This window comes from Mesorhizobium sp. M8A.F.Ca.ET.202.01.1.1 (assembly GCF_004791595.1).
In the GTDB taxonomy this organism is placed as follows: domain Bacteria; phylum Pseudomonadota; class Alphaproteobacteria; order Rhizobiales; family Rhizobiaceae; genus Mesorhizobium.
The window spans coordinates 166,561-182,527 of the sequence record NZ_SRUN01000014.1 but is presented as its reverse complement, the minus strand read 5'-3'; the positions used below and the strand labels follow the sequence as shown (position 1 = coordinate 182,527).

The 15,967-nt window shown below is 63.5% G+C and carries 13 protein-coding genes; 10 read left to right on the top strand and 3 right to left on the bottom strand.

Annotation, left to right across the window (positions count from 1 at the left end; all coding sequences use genetic code 11):
• Positions 1-10 precede the first annotated feature (10 nt).
• The 3 genes from EN845_RS27200 to EN845_RS27190 form a co-directional block, all read right to left on the bottom strand.
• Positions 11-1,864, bottom strand: coding sequence for a TRAP transporter large permease subunit (locus tag EN845_RS27200; RefSeq protein WP_127872934.1), 1,854 nt, complete (start codon positions 1,862-1,864; stop codon positions 11-13).
• A complete protein-coding gene (locus EN845_RS27195; protein ID WP_127872935.1) occupies positions 1,861-2,445 on the bottom strand; it encodes a TRAP transporter small permease subunit in 585 nt (194 codons plus the stop codon). Before EN845_RS27195 ends, EN845_RS27200 begins: the two co-directional genes overlap by 4 nt.
• A 181-nt stretch (positions 2,446-2,626) precedes the next feature.
• On the bottom strand, positions 2,627-3,532 hold the full coding sequence (locus tag EN845_RS27190; RefSeq protein ID WP_127873036.1) for a branched-chain amino acid ABC transporter permease: 906 nt from the start codon (positions 3,530-3,532) through the stop codon (positions 2,627-2,629).
• Between the two features lie 140 nt (positions 3,533-3,672).
• On the opposite strand from EN845_RS27190, the gene EN845_RS27185 reads away from it, so the two are divergent.
• The 10 genes from EN845_RS27185 (at position 3,673) to EN845_RS27140 (ending at position 15,910) form a co-directional block, all read left to right on the top strand.
• Positions 3,673-4,281: a CGNR zinc finger domain-containing protein gene (locus tag EN845_RS27185; RefSeq protein ID WP_127872936.1), complete on the top strand. Its 609-nt coding sequence runs from the start codon at positions 3,673-3,675 to the stop codon at positions 4,279-4,281.
• Positions 4,274-4,807 carry a hypothetical protein gene (locus tag EN845_RS27180; protein WP_127872937.1) on the top strand — a complete coding sequence of 178 codons (534 nt, stop codon included), beginning with the start codon at positions 4,274-4,276 and terminating at the stop codon, positions 4,805-4,807. Before EN845_RS27185 ends, EN845_RS27180 begins: the two co-directional genes overlap by 8 nt.
• Before the next feature lie 217 nt (positions 4,808-5,024).
• Positions 5,025-8,513, top strand: a complete 3,489-nt coding sequence (locus tag EN845_RS27175) for an indolepyruvate ferredoxin oxidoreductase family protein (RefSeq protein ID WP_127872938.1) — start codon at positions 5,025-5,027, stop codon at positions 8,511-8,513.
• A 144-nt stretch (positions 8,514-8,657) separates the two neighbouring features.
• Positions 8,658-10,973: an EAL domain-containing protein gene (locus EN845_RS27170; protein WP_127872939.1), complete on the top strand. Its 2,316-nt coding sequence runs from the start codon at positions 8,658-8,660 to the stop codon at positions 10,971-10,973.
• Between the two features lie 372 nt (positions 10,974-11,345).
• Positions 11,346-12,035 (top strand): acyl-homoserine-lactone synthase, encoded by a 690-nt coding sequence (locus tag EN845_RS27165; protein ID WP_245464326.1) that lies wholly within the window; start codon positions 11,346-11,348, stop codon positions 12,033-12,035.
• A gap of 142 nt (positions 12,036-12,177) precedes the next feature.
• Positions 12,178-12,327, top strand: a complete 150-nt coding sequence (locus EN845_RS27160) for a DUF3096 domain-containing protein (RefSeq protein ID WP_015314280.1) — start codon at positions 12,178-12,180, stop codon at positions 12,325-12,327.
• Positions 12,328-12,491: 164 nt separating this feature from the next.
• Entirely contained in the window at positions 12,492-12,716 is a 225-nt protein-coding gene (locus tag EN845_RS27155) for an aa3-type cytochrome c oxidase subunit IV (protein WP_127277793.1), read from the top strand.
• A gap of 87 nt (positions 12,717-12,803) precedes the next feature.
• Positions 12,804-14,081 carry a Re/Si-specific NAD(P)(+) transhydrogenase subunit alpha gene (locus tag EN845_RS27150; protein ID WP_127872940.1) on the top strand — a complete coding sequence of 426 codons (1,278 nt, stop codon included), beginning with the start codon at positions 12,804-12,806 and terminating at the stop codon, positions 14,079-14,081.
• A complete protein-coding gene (locus EN845_RS27145; protein ID WP_189343545.1) occupies positions 14,078-14,506 on the top strand; it encodes an NAD(P) transhydrogenase subunit alpha in 429 nt (142 codons plus the stop codon). Before EN845_RS27150 ends, EN845_RS27145 begins: the two co-directional genes overlap by 4 nt.
• A 6-nt stretch (positions 14,507-14,512) precedes the next feature.
• Complete coding sequence (locus tag EN845_RS27140; protein WP_127872941.1) at positions 14,513-15,910, top strand: NAD(P)(+) transhydrogenase (Re/Si-specific) subunit beta; 1,398 nt, start codon at positions 14,513-14,515, stop codon at positions 15,908-15,910.
• Positions 15,911-15,967: the final 57 nt, after the last annotated feature.

Genomic DNA, 15,967 nt, shown 5'->3' with positions numbered 1-15,967 from the left:
CCCTCCGAGCTCAGTTGAAATTCGGCGGCTGCGACAGGTCCGGCGTCGGTGTCGCCGGCTTGGCCGGCGGCGCATCGCCGAAATTCGGCGGCTGCGACAGGTCCGGCGTCGGTGTCGTCGGCTTGGCCGGCGGTGCATCGCCAAAGCTCGGCGGCTGCGACAGGTCGGGCGTGCCGGGCGCGGCCGGTGCGCCGCCGCCATTGGCAGGAGCGCCGCCACCTTCCGGCGCGCCGAGCGGCGACAGGCCGGGCGCTGCTGGCACCTGGTAGTCGATCGTGCCGGAATCGACGGCCGTGCCCTTGTAGCGCATCACCATTTGCGGGAAGGCGATGGTCAGGCCGATCATGATGACCTGGATGCAGACGAACGGCACCGCGCCCCAATAGATCTGCCCCGTCGTTACCGGCGCGATCTGCTTACCGGTCAGGCGGTCGAGATAAGGCACGCGGGCGGCGACTGAGCGCAGGTAGAACAGCGCGAAGCCGAAGGGCGGGTGCATGAAACTGGTCTGCATGTTGACGCCCAGGAGCACGCCGAACCAGATCAGGTCGATGCCGAGCTTGTCGGCGGCCGGCGCCAGCAGCGGCACGATGATGAAGGCCAGTTCGAAGAAATCGAGGAAGAAGGCGAGGAAGAAGACGAGGATGTTGACGCCGATCAGGAAGCCGACTTCGCCGCCCGGCAGTGAGGTCAAGAGATGCTCGACCCAGATCTGGCCGTTGACCCCATAGAAGGTCAGCGAGAACACCCGCGCGCCGATCAGGATGAACAGCACGAAGGACGACAGCCGCGTCGTCGAGGCCAGCGCCTGCTTGATCACGTCCATCGACAGCCGGCCCTTCATCGCCGCCATCGCCAGCGCGCCGACCGCGCCCATGGCACCGCCCTCGGTTGGGGTGGCGATGCCGAGGAAGATGGTGCCGAGCACCAGGAAGATCAGCGCCAGCGGCGGGATCAGCACGATCACGACCTGCTGCGCCAGCCGCGACATCATGTTGATGTTCAGGCTGCGGTCGAGAATCGCGACGACGTAGATGAAGATGACGCCGACGGCCGCGCCGAGAATGTCGGCATTGTCGCCATGAGCGGGCACCAGGTAATGGTAGGCGGCATAAGCGATCGCCACGGCCAATACCAACGCGATCAGCAGGGACACCACGCCATGGCCGAGAGTCCGCGCCTCGAGCGGCAGGGCCGGCATCGACTTTGGCCGCACGATCGACATGATCACGATGTAGAGCGTGTATAGGCCGGTCAGCACCAGGCCGGGGATCAGGGCGCCGGCATACATGTCGCCCACCGAGCGGCCGAGCTGGTCGGCGAGGACGATCAGCACCAGCGACGGCGGAATGATCTGCGCGAGCGTACCCGACGCCGCGATGACACCGGACGCCACCCGGCGGTCATAACCATAACGCAGCATGATCGGCAGCGAGATCAGCCCCATGGCGATGACGGACGCCGCCACCACGCCGGTCGTTGCAGCGAGCAGCGCGCCGACGAAGATCACGGCATAGGCGAGGCCGCCGCGGATCGGTCCGAACAGCTGGCCGATCGTGTCGAGCAGGTCCTCGGCCATGCCGGATCGCTCGAGCACGATGCCCATGAAGGTGAAGAACGGGATGGCCAGCAGCGTGTCGTTCGACATCACCCGGCTGCCGTAGAAATTGTCCGGCAGCGCATAGAGCAACGGCCAGGCGAGATTGATCGCGCCGCCCGAATAGGGCGTCAAAAGCACGCCGATGAAGAAGAACATCAGGCCGTTGGCGGCAAGCGAAAAGGCGACGGGATAGCCGATCAGCATGAACAGGATCAGCGAGGCGAACATGATCGGCGCCATGTTCTGGGCGATGAACTCCATCACGAGCGCACCTCTTCGGCGAGCGCCTTGGCTTCGAGTTCGGCCTGTTCGTGCACGGAAATGAACGGGTTGGGATCATCCATGACGCCGCGCATGATGGCGATCTTCTTGACGATCTCGGAAATGCCCTGCAGCGCGAGCAGGAAAAAGCCGACCAGCAGGATGGCCTTGGCCGGCCACACGATCAGGCCGCCGGCATTGGTCGACATTTCACCGCTGTGGAAGGACAGCCGCACGTAGGGCACGAAATAGAACACCATCAGCGTCACGAACGGCATCAGGAACAGGATGTGGCCGAGAAGGTCGATCCAGTGCTGCACGCGGCGCGAGAACAGGCCGTAGACGATGTCGATGCGGATATGCTCGTTCTGCTTCAGCGTATAGGCGGCAGCCAGCATGAACGCCGCGCCGAACAGGTACCATTGCAGCTCCAGCCATGCATTCGACGAAATGTCGAAGACCTTGCGGATGACGGCGTTGGCCGCGCTCACCAGGATCGCCAGCAGGATCAGCCAGGATACCGATTTGCCGATGAATTCGTTGGCGCGGTCAATGACCCTGGATAGAGCGAGCAGCCCTGCCATGCATTCCTCCCTGATGCGGTGACGCGCGATCCCCCTTTTTCGTCGCGTCGCGTGGCCCAACGGTATGCAGTGCGTGGTCCGGTTGGTCAACACGAGGAGGAAGGATGCAGGCAATCGGCCCTTGCGGCGCGGTGGAAAACCGCAGCCTGACGAAACGTCATGCAACCAAAGTCTGATGGGCTCAGACGATCTTTCCGGTGTCGCGGCCGGCGCCGATCAGGATCAGCATGGCCACCAGGAACAGATACATCCACGCATCGCGCCATTCGACCGGGAAATAGCCGGCCCACAGTGATTCGGCCATGCCGAAAGCGGCCGCGCCCAGCGCGGCCCTTGGCGGCGAGAGATAGCCGCCGACAGCGGTCACGAACAGGATCTTCAGGCCGTAGACAAGGCCGGAACCGAAGCTGACATTGCCGTAATAGAGGCTGGCCATGACCCCGGCCAGCGCGGCGCAGAAGCCGCCGAACAGCACGGCACGCCGGAACACGCCGCGCACGTCGACGCCGCACAGGGCGGCGGCCCTCGGGTCGTCGGAGACGGCACGCCAGCACCGGCCGAAGTTTGAGCGGGCAAACGCCCATGTAGCGAGTGCGACCGCCGCCAGGACCACGGCGCAGTCGAGCACCTGGATCAGCGTCAGCGTCGCCATGAAGCCGGAGCTTTCGGCGAAAACGATGGGCTCGGCCAACATTGGCGGCAGCCACAGATCGTGGGTGTCGGCGGCGATGCGGCTCGCTTCCGAAAGCACGAGCAGGATGCCGAGCGTCGTCACCACGATCGCGTTGGGCGAGCGGTCGGCCAACGGTTCAAAGACGCTGCGCGACAGGACATGGCTGATGAGCGCGGCATAGAGGAACGCCGCGACGACGCCGAACAGCACCGAGGCCAACAGCGTCAGCCACAGCACCTGGTAGGCGAAGGCGACGCTCAGGATCATTGCCTGGCCGCAGAAGGCAAACAGCGCGCCATAGGCAAGGTTGGTGCGGTGCAGGATGCCGTTGGTCAGCACATAGCCGAAGGCGAGCAGGGCATAGAGCGCGCCCGAATGCAGCCCGTTCAGCACCTGCTGGAAGAAATAGAGCATGCTCGACAACACCAGAAGCATCTCGCCCGGAGCATCTCGCCAAGAGCGGATCGGGCAAAGGCGACGATACCGTGCGCATGTGAGGTTTGCATCGGCGAATCTAACTTGTCAAACGCGATTTATCGGTTAGATTTCCAGGAATGACAGTTGCCTGGACCCCACATCGGTTTACCGGCGGCCTGCTCGCGCTCGACACCGCGAATACCGTCGTGCTGCGCGGCGATCCGGAGCGCACGTTCGACCGCTTCGACGATCCGGGGGAAATCGGTCGCTTCGCCGACGCGGCCAGCGGCTTTCGCGCCGCCGAGCTTGGCGACAGGCGCTTGGCGGTGTCCTCGCCGGTGGCAATCGCGCCCATCGTGCTGTCGATCCGCGAGACGACCGACCGGCTGTTTCGAGGCGCGGTGTCGAAGGGCGCGGTTTCCACCGCCGACCTGCCCGAGTTCCTGCGGGCCTGTGCAGACGGCCTGGCTGCCGGCCGGACCGAGATCGGGGCGCCGGGACGGCCGTTCGGCGATCCGGCGACGCCGATCGCCTTCGAGGCGGCGCTGGCGGTTTCAGCCCTTTCTCTGTTGCGCGATGACACGGTCGCAAGGCTCAGGATCTGCCCCAACTGCACCTGGCTGTTTGTCGACAGAAGCCGCAATTCCAGCCGCCTTTGGTGCGACATGGCGGTGTGCGGCAACAGGCAGAAGGCGAGCCGTCACTATCGCCGCCGCATGGCGGCCAATGAGGTCAGGAATGCCTAGAGGATTTTCACGTTCGCTCGCTGCCGGCGCCATGCTGATTGCCGCCGCGGCCCTCGGCGCCTGTCGCGATACCGGCGGCGAAGGCAAGCTGTTCGAGGTTTCCGGCAAGATATTCGTCTTCAACTACCGTCTCGCCCGGGCGACCTATGTCGTGACGCTGCGGCCCTTGCAGCCGATGGGCGAGGGCCAGGTGGCGGTTGCCAGCTTCCAGAACCCCGCCGGAGGTGAACCATTCGTGGTCGAGCAGAAGGTCTGGCCGAAGCTCGACAAGGTGAGCCTGGAGAGCCCGGCGCTGACCTGCGTCGTCAAGAACAAACCCTATGCCATCGCCATCAGTATCAAGGGCGCCGATGGTGCGGTCCTGCAGACCATCGACACCACGCTGATGTCGACGGAAGATCAGTCGATCCTGCCCGACCGGCCGCTGGTCATCGACCAGCTCTATACGGCCAATCCCGATCTCGTCGGCCATCCCGACGGCAAGCTGCCCGGCGAGCCGAAGCCGGACTGCTCGAAAGCCGGCTGACACCTTCCGACGGCATCGATTTCGTCTGGAATTTTCGTGCGCCGTCGCGCTGTCGGCGCACGCTTTCATGCGCGGTCCACCATCCGCCGGACTGTTTGTTGCGCGTTGGCTGGTCCTTTCGATTTTGTTTGACCTGCCTTGCAAGGGAAGAAAGGATACGTCATCCGATCCCGACGTTGGCCGCTGCCCCGCGCGGCCTTCGCAGAGGAAATGCCTGATGACGCTGCATGATGTCGCGCTCGACGACAAGTTCGATCTCGGGAAGGAGCGCATCTTCCTGTCCGGCGCGCAGGCGGTCATCCGCATGCTCCTGATGCAGCGCGAGCGCGACCGCCGCGCTGGCTTGAACACGGGAGGGTTCGTCTCCGGCTATCGCGGCTCGCCGCTCGGCGGCCTCGACATGCAGCTGTGGAAGGCGAAAAAGCAGCTCGCCGGGGCCGACATCGTCTTCCAGCCCGGCCTCAACGAAGAGCTGGCCGCCACCGCCTGCTGGGGCTCGCAGCAGACGGAGCTGCTGGGCGAGGGCACCCATGATGGGGTCTTTTCGGTCTGGTACGGCAAGGGGCCGGGCGTCGACCGTTCGGGCGACGTGTTCCGCCACGCCAATCTCGCCGGCTCGTCGAAACATGGCGGCGTCCTTGCGCTCATGGGCGATGACCACATGGCCGAATCCTCGACCAATGCGCACGCCACCGAATTCCTCTTCGTCGATACCATGGTGCCGATCCTCAACCCGGCCGGTGTCCAGGAGATCATCGACTACGGCCTCTATGGCTTTGCCATGTCGCGCTTTGCCGGCACCTGGGCGGCGATAAAATGCGTCAAGGACAACATCGAATCGACGGCTTCGGTCGATGCCTCGCTCGAACGGTTGAAGATCGTCGTCCCGGATTTCGACATGCCGCCGGGCGGCCTCAACATCCGCCACGAGATCGACATGCTCGGCCAGGAGGAGCGGCTGCATGAGCACAAGCGTGCCGCGGCTTCCGCCTTCATCCATGCCAATGGGCTGAACAGGATCGTCTATTCGGGCGGCCGCAATCCGAAGCTAGGCATCATCACGCTGGGCAAGAGCTATCTCGACGTCCGCCAGGCGCTGGAGGATATCGGCATCGACGAGGCGGGAGCCAACCGCATCGGCGTGCGGCTGTTCAAGGTCGGCTGCCCCTGGCCGCTAGACCTGCAGCACATTTCCGAGTTCGCCCGCGGTCTCGACACCATCGTCGTCGTCGAGGAGAAGCGCTCGCTGATCGAGGTGCAGCTGCGCGAGAGCCTTTATGGCACGGCCTCGCCGCCGGTCATTGTCGGCAAGAAGGACGAGCGCGGCGACTGGCTGTTCCCGGCCAAGGGCGCGCTGGACCCCAACGAGATCGCCATAGCGCTCGGCGAGAGGATCGTGAAGACCATCGGCCCGTCCGAGGAGATTTCGGCAAGGGTCGCCAAGCTGCGCCAATTCCAGGCGATGCTGGCGGACGCCACCGACATCGGCTCGCGCACGCCCTTCTTCTGTTCGGGTTGTCCGCACAATTCCTCGACCAAGGTACCTGATGGCTCGATCGCCGCCGCCGGTATCGGCTGCCACTTCATGGCGCTGTGGATGGACCGCAACACGCTCGGCTTCACCGCCATGGGCGGCGAGGGCGCGCAATGGGTCGGCCAGGCGCCGTTCTCCAGGCGCGACCACATCTTCCAGAATCTCGGCGACGGCACCTACAACCATTCCGGCACGCTGGCGATCCGCTTCGCCCTGTCGAGCGAAGCCAACATCACCTACAAGATTCTCTACAACGACGCCGTCGCCATGACCGGCGGCCAGCCGCATGAGGGCGGGCTGACCGTGGACATGATCGCCAGGCAGGTGCGGGCAGAGGGCGTCGACCGCATCGCTGTCGTCACCGACGAACCCGACAAATATGCGGGCAAGGCCGAGTTTCCGGCCGGCGCCACCATTCATCATCGCGACGACCTCGACCTCGTCCAGCGCGAGTTGCGCGACGTCAAGGGTGTGTCGATCCTGCTCTACGACCAGACCTGCGCCGCCGAAAAGCGCCGCCGCCGCAAGCGCGGCACCTTTCCCGACCCCGACAAGCGCGTTTTCATCAACGAACTGGTCTGCGAAGGCTGCGGCGATTGCGGCGTGCAGTCGAACTGCGTCTCGATCCAGCCGGTGGAGACCGAATTCGGCCGCAAGCGCAAGATCGACCAGTCGAGCTGCAACAAGGACTTCTCCTGCGTCAACGGCTTCTGCCCGTCCTTCGTCACCGTGCACGGTGCCAAGATCCGCAAGGCCGAAGGCCTGGCCGGCGGGACCGACCCACTTGAAGGCGTGCCGACACCAGCCGAATTCCCGCTCGGCGTCGAGGGCTGGGCGGCGATCATCGATGGCGTCGGCGGCACCGGCGTCGTCACCATCGGCGCCGTGCTTGGCATGGCGGCGCATCTGGAGGACAAGGGCTGCGGCATGATCGACATGGCCGGCCTCGCCCAGAAGGGCGGTTCGGTGTTCACTCATGTCCGCATCGCCCGCACGCCGGAAGACATCAATGCCATCCGCGTTTCGGCTGGGAAGGCCGACCTCGTACTTGGCTGCGATCTCGTCGTGTCGGGCGCCAAGAAGGTGCTGACCGCGGTGCGCGAGGGGCATACGATCTTCCTGGCCAACACCGCCGAGATCATGCCGGGCGAATTTGCCCGATCGGCCGATTTCTCGCTGCCGGTCGAGCGCCTGAAGAAGGCGATCCGGTCCGCCGCCGGTGACGACAAGGCGCATTTCTTCGACGCCGCCCGCACCGCCACCGCACTGTTCGGCAATTCGCTCGGCGCCAATATGTTCATGCTCGGCTTTGCCTTCCAGCACGGCGGTCTGCCCCTCTCGGCCGACGCTGTTGAAAAGGCTATCGAATTGAACGGCGAAGCGGTGGCGATGAATATCGCCGCCTTCCGCTGGGGTCGCCGCGCGGCGCATCAGCCGGATTTCGTACGCGGCCTCGTCGCCCAGCCGGGCTTCGCCGACAAGGCCGGACAGGCCGCTTCGGTCGCTGAGACGCTCGACGAGATCATCGCCCGCCGTGTCGCCTTCCTCGCCGCCTATCAGAATGCTGCTTACGGCAAGCGCTACGCCGACAGGATTTCGACGCTGCGAGCGGCGGAAACGAAGGCCATGCCGGGTTCGACCGATGTGACCGAGGCCGCGGCCAAAAGCCTGTTCAAGCTGATGGCGATCAAGGACGAATACGAGGTGGCGCGGCTTTACACCGACGGCTCCTTCGCCGCCGAGCTTGGCAAGCAGTTCCAGAGCTACGAGAAGCTCGAATTTCATCTCGCGCCGCCGATCATGGGGCGTCGCGGCAATGACGGCAAACCGAGGAAATCGAGCTTCGGCCCCTGGATGATGAAGGGTTTACGCGTGCTGGCGGCGATGAAGGGTCTGCGCGGCACTGCTTTCGATCTGTTCGGCTACACCGCCGAACGGCGCATGGAGCGGCAGTTGCTTGCACAGTACGAAGCCGATCTGCAGCTCGTGGCCAACTCGCTGGCGCCGGGCAAGATCGAGGCCGCGACAGCCCTGGTCTCGGTCCCGGCGCTGATCCGCGGCTACGGCCATGTCCGGCGGGCAAGCGCCGAAAAGGCGGCGGGCGAGCGCCGCAGGTTGCTCCAGCGGCTGACCCAAACGATGCCGATACCGGTTCTCAGTGCCGCTGAGTGATTCCTCCACCAATGTTCAAAGCCTTTTTCGGGCTGTAAGCCCCTCTCGCCTTGGCAGGCGGACCGAAGCCGTTGCTTAACCCCCTGTTCTAAGCCTTTCTTAAGGCGGTTGTGGCATGACAAGGCCTAGCGTTGGGCCGACCATATGGGCAAAACAAAGACCGAAAGCATCCCCGCGGATGTTTATATCCAATTTGTGCGGTCGTTGTTCGACAACGCGCACATGTTGGTGATCGGTGGCGCGTGCTACTGGATCCTCGGATTCATGATTTATCAGCGCACGCAAAATCTGTTGTTTCTGGCCTTTTCTTTTATTCTACTGCCGATCAGCCTTCTCCGTTATTTCGGTATTCGCAGCTTCCTGAAGACCGGCGGCATGATTGCCGATGTCGAACACGCACACCGATTGGAGCGCAGCTACATCTTCAAAGGCTGCTTGCAGGGCCTCGGTTTGGGTGCGCTGTGCTTCGTGTCGATCTATGTGTATCCCGACCCATTCGCCGAACTGGCGGCGATGTCGCTGACGTTGGCAACCCTGGTCACGGTTGTCGCCCGCAACTACGGTTCTCCGCGCATGGTGCGGATTTTTTCCGTAACCTTCATCGGTCCGATGGCAGTTGCGCTCCTGCTGCGTCAGGATGCCCCGTCTGTCGTCCTCGGTCTGATGATCTTCCCGATGACGTTCATTACCATCAACAGCGCCGACCATGTTCGCAATGTGCTTTTTTCCGCGGTCATCGGCCACCAGCAGGCGAAAAGCATAACGCGCAGGTTCGACCGCGCGCTCAACACCATGTCGCACGGCCTAGTCATGCTCGGCCCTGACGGGCGTGTCGCGGTCGCCAATGCCGAGGCCGCTCATCTGATGTCGCTGAAATCGGCCGACGCGCTGCTCGGGCGTTCCATCCACGGCCTTCTGATGCGCGGCGTCGCCGGCGGTATGCTGGCGCCGAAGGACTGCCGCTATGTCGAGGCGCAGCTGACTCGCGCCCTGCGCGAGGGCAGGGACCGCAAGGTGCTTGTTTCGCTCGCCAACGGCCAGCATTACGAATTCTCCGCGCGCGAAGGCAGCCAGGAACTCGGCGTGATCACCTTCGAGGATGTTACGGCGCGCGTCGAAGCGGAGGAAAAGATCCGGTTCATGGCGCGCTACGACAATCTCACCGGCCTTCCCAACCGTGCCTATTTCCACGAACTGGTCGGCGAACTGATGGCCTCCGGCGACCGCGACCGCCTGTGCGGCCTCGCCGTGATCGACCTCGACGATTTCAAGAGCGTCAACGACACGCTCGGACATCCTGTCGGCGACGGGCTGATTTACGCCGTCGCCGATCGCCTGGCGGCCATCGCCGGGCAAGGCCTTACCGTCAGCCGCTTCGGTGGCGATGAGTTCATGCTGTTCTTCGACCGCATCGATGATGAGAGCCACCTGGAGAGCCTGCTCGACCGGATTTTCGCCGAGCTGCAGGGAGAGGTCGACGTCGCGGGCCACGGGTTGCGGATCCAGGCCAGCGCCGGCGCGGTGCTGTCCAAGGTCGGCGGGACCGATGTCGACGCCATGATCGTCAAGGCGGACCTGGCGCTCTACAAGGCCAAGGAGCTCGGCAAGAACGGTTGGCGGCTGTTCGAGGCGGCGATGGACGCCGCGTTCCGCAACCGCCAGCTGATGAAGGCGGATCTGCGCAGTGCCGTGGAAAGCAGGGACCTGCGGGTCGTCTACCAGCCGATCGTGGCGATGAACACCATGCGCATCGCCAGCTGCGAGGCGCTCTGCCGCTGGGACCATCCCGATCTCGGACCGATTTCGCCCGGCATCTTCATTCCGCTGGCCGAGGAGATGGGCATCATTTCCGAAATCAGCACCTTCGTGCTGCATGCGGCTTGCACCGAATGCGCCAAATGGCCTGACCAGACCAGCGTCTCGGTCAATCTCTCGGCCAGGGATTTCCGCAGCCGCGACGTCATCCAGAAGGTGCGCGATGCGTTGGCGAACTCCGGCCTCGCCGCCGGCCGCCTAGAAATCGAAGTCACGGAAACCGCGCTGCTCGACGACAAGTCCTTGACCCGCCAATATATCGAGGAACTGAAGCAGCTCGGCGTCCGCATCGCCCTCGACGATTTCGGCACCGGCTATTCAAGCCTGAGCTATCTCCATAAGCTTCCACTCGACAAGATCAAGATCGACCGGTCGTTCGTGATGGACATCACCCACAATCCGCGCTCACTCGAGCTGTTGAAGGGCGTCGTCGATCTGACCCGTATCCTGGGGCTTACCGTCACCATCGAAGGCGTGGAGACATTCGAGCAGCTTAAGGTCTTGATGCATTCGGTGAAGCCGGATCTTGTCCAGGGCTTCCTGTTCGGCGCAGCGCTCAGCGCGTCGGGTATCGAGACGATGTCGAACGTCACCTGGCCATTTGCCGCGGATCTGCGTCTCGCCGCCAAGCGCACAGCCGGCTAGCTTTCGCCGCAAATTCCCGCCCATCGAAGTCAATAATGTGCGTTGCTTGGATCGTGTGGCGGGCTCGTACGAACCAGCATATTTGGCAGTGACTTGGAACAATTCCAAGCAAAGCGCTCAGTAGTTTTCACGCGAACTTGGATCTGGACGCCAAAACTGCTCCTTTAGCCAACACCACTCTGCCGCCAGAATCTCGGGTCGTTAAGGTTAACAAGTGGTAAATTGGTAGGGTCGAATTTTCGGCTTGTGTCTCATTTCAACTCGAATAGCCTGTTCAGAGGCGGATACGAGGACTTGAGAATGGATGCTGCAAGAAACGATGCGCGGGCTGGCGCCGGCGCAAATGCTGGGTCGGCGCTGAACCATTCGATCATGCAATTGCTGGAGCATGTCGACTATCGTCTCATCACTGGAGGCGAGGATCTGGAGGCGATCTACCGCCTTCGCTATCATTCCTACCTGCAATCGGGCATGTGCGGCCCGATCGCCAGCGGGATGTTCGAGGATCGCTGGGACAATCTGCCGAATTCCTATCGGTTCGGCGTCTACTTCGATGGACACCTGGTCAGCACACTACGGCTCCACTACATTTCCCGAGAGCACCCTCATTCGCCGTCCGTCGACGCCTATCCGGAAATATTGACCGAGCGGCTTGCCCGCGGAGAGACATTCATCGACGGGACTCGCTTCGCAACCGATGCCGACAGTGCGCCCGCGCCCGGAGTCCTGCCTTTTCTGACGCTCAGGCTTGGCATGGTGGCCGCCAGTTACTTCAACCTCACGGCAGTGCTTACGCCGATCAAGATCGAGCATTCCGCTTACTATGCTCGCATCTTCCATGCCATTCAGAGGACAGAGGGCAAGGTGTTCCCGGGTGTTCTTGCGCCGATCGCTCTGTTCGAAATCCCCTGCGGCGAAAACTTGCGCCAGACACTCGAACGGTTCCCGTTCTTTAAGTCGACGGCGGTGGAGCAGCGGATGATGTTCGCTAATCCGGCCATCAACCGGCTGACGCCGCTGTCCATCGTACCGACGGCGAAATACTATCGCGACGCTGCCTGAACGGGCGCCTTCCTGGCATCATGAACCTTTCCCGCGGATCTGCCGTTATGAGTAGCGGCATCGCCATCGAGTATCGCCGCAATTCTGCCCAACGGGCGTTCGCCCCGGGCGTGTCGCATTGTTCGTGGGAAGGAATACGGTCATGACCATCCACTCGCTGGCCCTCACGCCGCTCATCTCGCTGATTGCCGGCGTGCTGATCCTCATCATGCCACGGCTGCTGAACTACATCGTCGCGCTCTATCTGATTGTCGTTGGACTGCTGGGCCTGTTTCCGCATCTGGCCGGCTGAGACAGCGGGTCAAGCGTGCCGCAAAGCCGCCGATTGCCCGGCATCGGCGGCCAGTTTCAATTTTCCCTTGAGGCAGTTGTCGGCTGCGATGCGGCAATAGCGCCATTGCTCTGCGCCCAGCTTTTCGGTATGTGCCTGAAAGATGTCTTCGAAGGGGTATTCCTATGGCTGAGCACACGCCGACCGGTCCTGTAGAACTGGGCGCGAAGATGGACTATGCCGAGCATGACCGTACCTATGCGGGCTTTCTGGCGCTGGCCAAATATGGCTCGCTCTTCTGCGGCGCTCTGCTTCTGGCGATGGCTTTCGGCTTCTTTGCGGGCGGCTTTTTTTCGGCGACCATCCTGTTCGTGCTGATCATGGCCGTCGGCGCCTTCATTCTGCGATAGACCTTCCAAAACCCTCTTGCGGTTGACGTAGCCGGATATCCCGGTCGACACGTCGCGCAGACAGGTTCCAGCCGAAAGGATCATGCGGTGGGACAGACGGTTTTCATCCCTCGTGAGCTCGATGCGAACGAGCCGCGCGTCGCGGCATCGCCCGATACGGTGAAGCGGCTGGCGGGCCTGGGTTTCGACGTCATCGTCGAAGCCGGCGCCGGCACGAGATCGCGTATCCCCGACGAAGAATTCGCCAAGACAGGTGCCGTCATAGGCAAGGCCTCGGATGTCGCCAAGGCCGATGTCGTGCTGAAGGTTCGCCGGCCAACGGATGCCGAGCTGAAGAGTTACAAAGCTGGCGCCGCGGTGATCGCCATCATGGATCCCTACGGCAACGATGCGGCCGTCGCGGCCTTGGCCAGGGCCGGCGTCACCGCCTTCTCGATGGAATTCATGCCACGCATCACCCGCGCCCAATCGATGGACGTCCTGTCCAGCCAGGCCAATCTTGCCGGCTACCAGGCGGTGATCGACGGTGCGTCGGAATATGACCGGGCGCTGCCGATGATGATGACGGCGGCGGGCACCGTGCCTGCAGCGAAAGTGTTCATCATGGGCGTCGGCGTCGCCGGGCTGCAGGCGATCGCCACCGCGCGCCGTCTCGGTGCCGTCGTCACCGCCACCGATGTGCGCCCCGCCGCCAAGGAACAGGTCGCCTCGCTCGGCGCAAAATTCCTGGCGGTCGAGGACGAGGAGTTCAAGGCCGCCGAGACCGCCGGCGGCTACGCCAAGGAAATGTCCAGGGAATACCAGGCCAAGCAGGCGGCACTCACCGCCGAGCACATCGCCAAGCAGGACATCGTCATCACCACGGCGCTGATCCCGGGACGGCCGGCGCCGAAGCTCGTCTCCGCCGCCATGGTCGCCTCGATGAAGCCGGGCTCGGTGCTCGTCGATCTCGCTGTCGAGCGCGGCGGCAATGTCGAGGGTGCCGAGCCAGGCAAGATCGTCACCACCGCCAACAATGTGAAGATCGTCGGCCACCTCAATGTGCCCGGCCGTGTCGCCGCATCCGCCTCGCTGCTCTACGCGAAGAACCTGTTCGCCTTCCTCGAGACGCTGGTCGACAAGACGACCAAGACGCTTGCCATCAACCGCGACGACGACCTGGTCAAGGCGACGATGCTGACCGATGGCGGCAAGGTCGTTCACCCGGCCTTCGCCAAGGCGGACCAGCAGCCCTATGTCGAGCCGGCGGTGATCCCGGCCACGACCTTGGTCGCCGATGCGTCCACGCCTGCGCCGAAAAAGGCGGCAGCGAAGAAACCTGCCGCACCCAAATCGCCCGCGTCTAAGCCGAAAGGGACCGCGTGATGGATCAGACCTTGCAGAAAGCCCTGGATCAACTCGACCAGGCAAGTGCTGCCGTCAGGCTCGCGGTGCAGAACCTGGCCAATGCCCCGGGCGGCACCGAGGCCGCCGGTAATGCCGCGCACGCGCTGTCGGGCGGCGCCATCGATCCCTTCGTCTTCCGCTTCGCCATTTTCGTGCTGGCGATCTTCGTCGGCTACTACGTCGTCTGGTCGGTGACCCCGGCGCTGCATACGCCGCTGATGGCGGTCACCAACGCCATCTCCTCGGTCATCGTCGTCGGTGCGTTGCTCGCCGTCGGTATCGCGGCTTCGGGCGTTGCCGCAGGCTTCGGCTTCGTCGCGCTGATGCTGGTCTCGGTCAACATCTTCGGCGGCTTCCTCGTCACCCAGCGCATGCTGGCCATGTACAAGAAGAAGGACAAGTAGAGCGCCATGAACGCCAACTTCGCGTCCTTCCTCTACCTGGTTTCCGGCGTCCTGTTCATCATGGCGCTGCGCGGCCTGTCGCATCCGACAACCAGCCGCCAGGGCAATCTCTACGGCATGATCGGCATGGGCATCGCCATTGCAACCACGCTGGCGCTGGCAACCCCGTCCGCTGGCCGCTTCGGCCTGATCGTGCTTGGCCTCGCCATTGGCGGCGGCGTGGGCGCCGTCACCGCGCGCCGCATCGCCATGACCTCGATGCCGCAGCTGGTCGCAGCCTTTCACTCGCTGGTCGGCCTCGCCGCCGTCATGGTGGCGGCCGCCGCCATCTACGCACCGGAGAGCTTCGGCATCGGCACCGCTGGCGACATCCATGCCCAGGCCCTGATCGAGATGAGCCTCGGCGTCGCCATAGGCGCCATCACCTTCACCGGCTCGGTCATTGCCTTCCTCAAGCTCGATGGCCGCATGTCCGGCAAGCCGATTATGATCGGCGGCCGTCACTTCATCAACGCCGCACTTGGCATCGCCCTGGTCGTGCTGATCGTGCTCCTGGTCGGTACGGAATCGAAGCTGGTGTTCTGGCTGATCGTCGCCGCCTCGCTGGTGCTCGGCATCCTCCTGATCATCCCGATCGGCGGCGCCGACATGCCGGTCGTTGTCTCGATGCTGAATTCGTATTCGGGCTGGGCAGCGGCGGCTCTCGGCTTTACGCTCGGCAATCTGGCGCTGATCATCACCGGCGCACTGGTCGGCTCGTCGGGTGCCATCCTGTCCTACATCATGTGCAAGGGCATGAACCGAAGCTTCATCTCGGTCATTCTCGGCGGCTTCGGCGGCGAGGCGGCCGCCGCGGCTGACGACGGCATCGAGCGCACCGTCAAGCAGGGTTCGGCCGACGATGCCGCTTACCTGATGATGAACGCGCAGAAGGTCATCATCGTGCCGGGTTACGGCATGGCGGTTGCGCAGGCGCAGCACGCGCTGCGCGAAATGGCCGACAAGCTCAAGGCCAACGGCGTCGATGTCAAATACGCCATTCACCCGGTCGCCGGCCGCATGCCTGGCCACATGAACGTGCTGCTGGCGGAGGCCAACGTGCCTTACGACGAAGTGTTCGAGCTCGAGGACATCAACTCCGAATTCGCGCAGGCCGACGTCGCCTATGTCATCGGCGCCAACGACGTCACCAACCCGTCCGCGCGTGATGACAAGAGCAGCCCGATCTACGGCATGCCGATCCTCGACGTCGACAAGGCCCGCACCTGCCTGTTCGTCAAGCGCTCGCTCGGTTCCGGCTATGCCGGCATCGACAACACGCTGTTCTACAAGGACGGCACCATGATGCTGCTCGGCGACGCCAAGAAGATGACCGAAGAGATCGTCAAGGCGATGGATCACTGATCCGGCCGATCTTGACTGTCGAATAAAGAAAGAGCCCGGTCGATGCCGGGCTCTTTG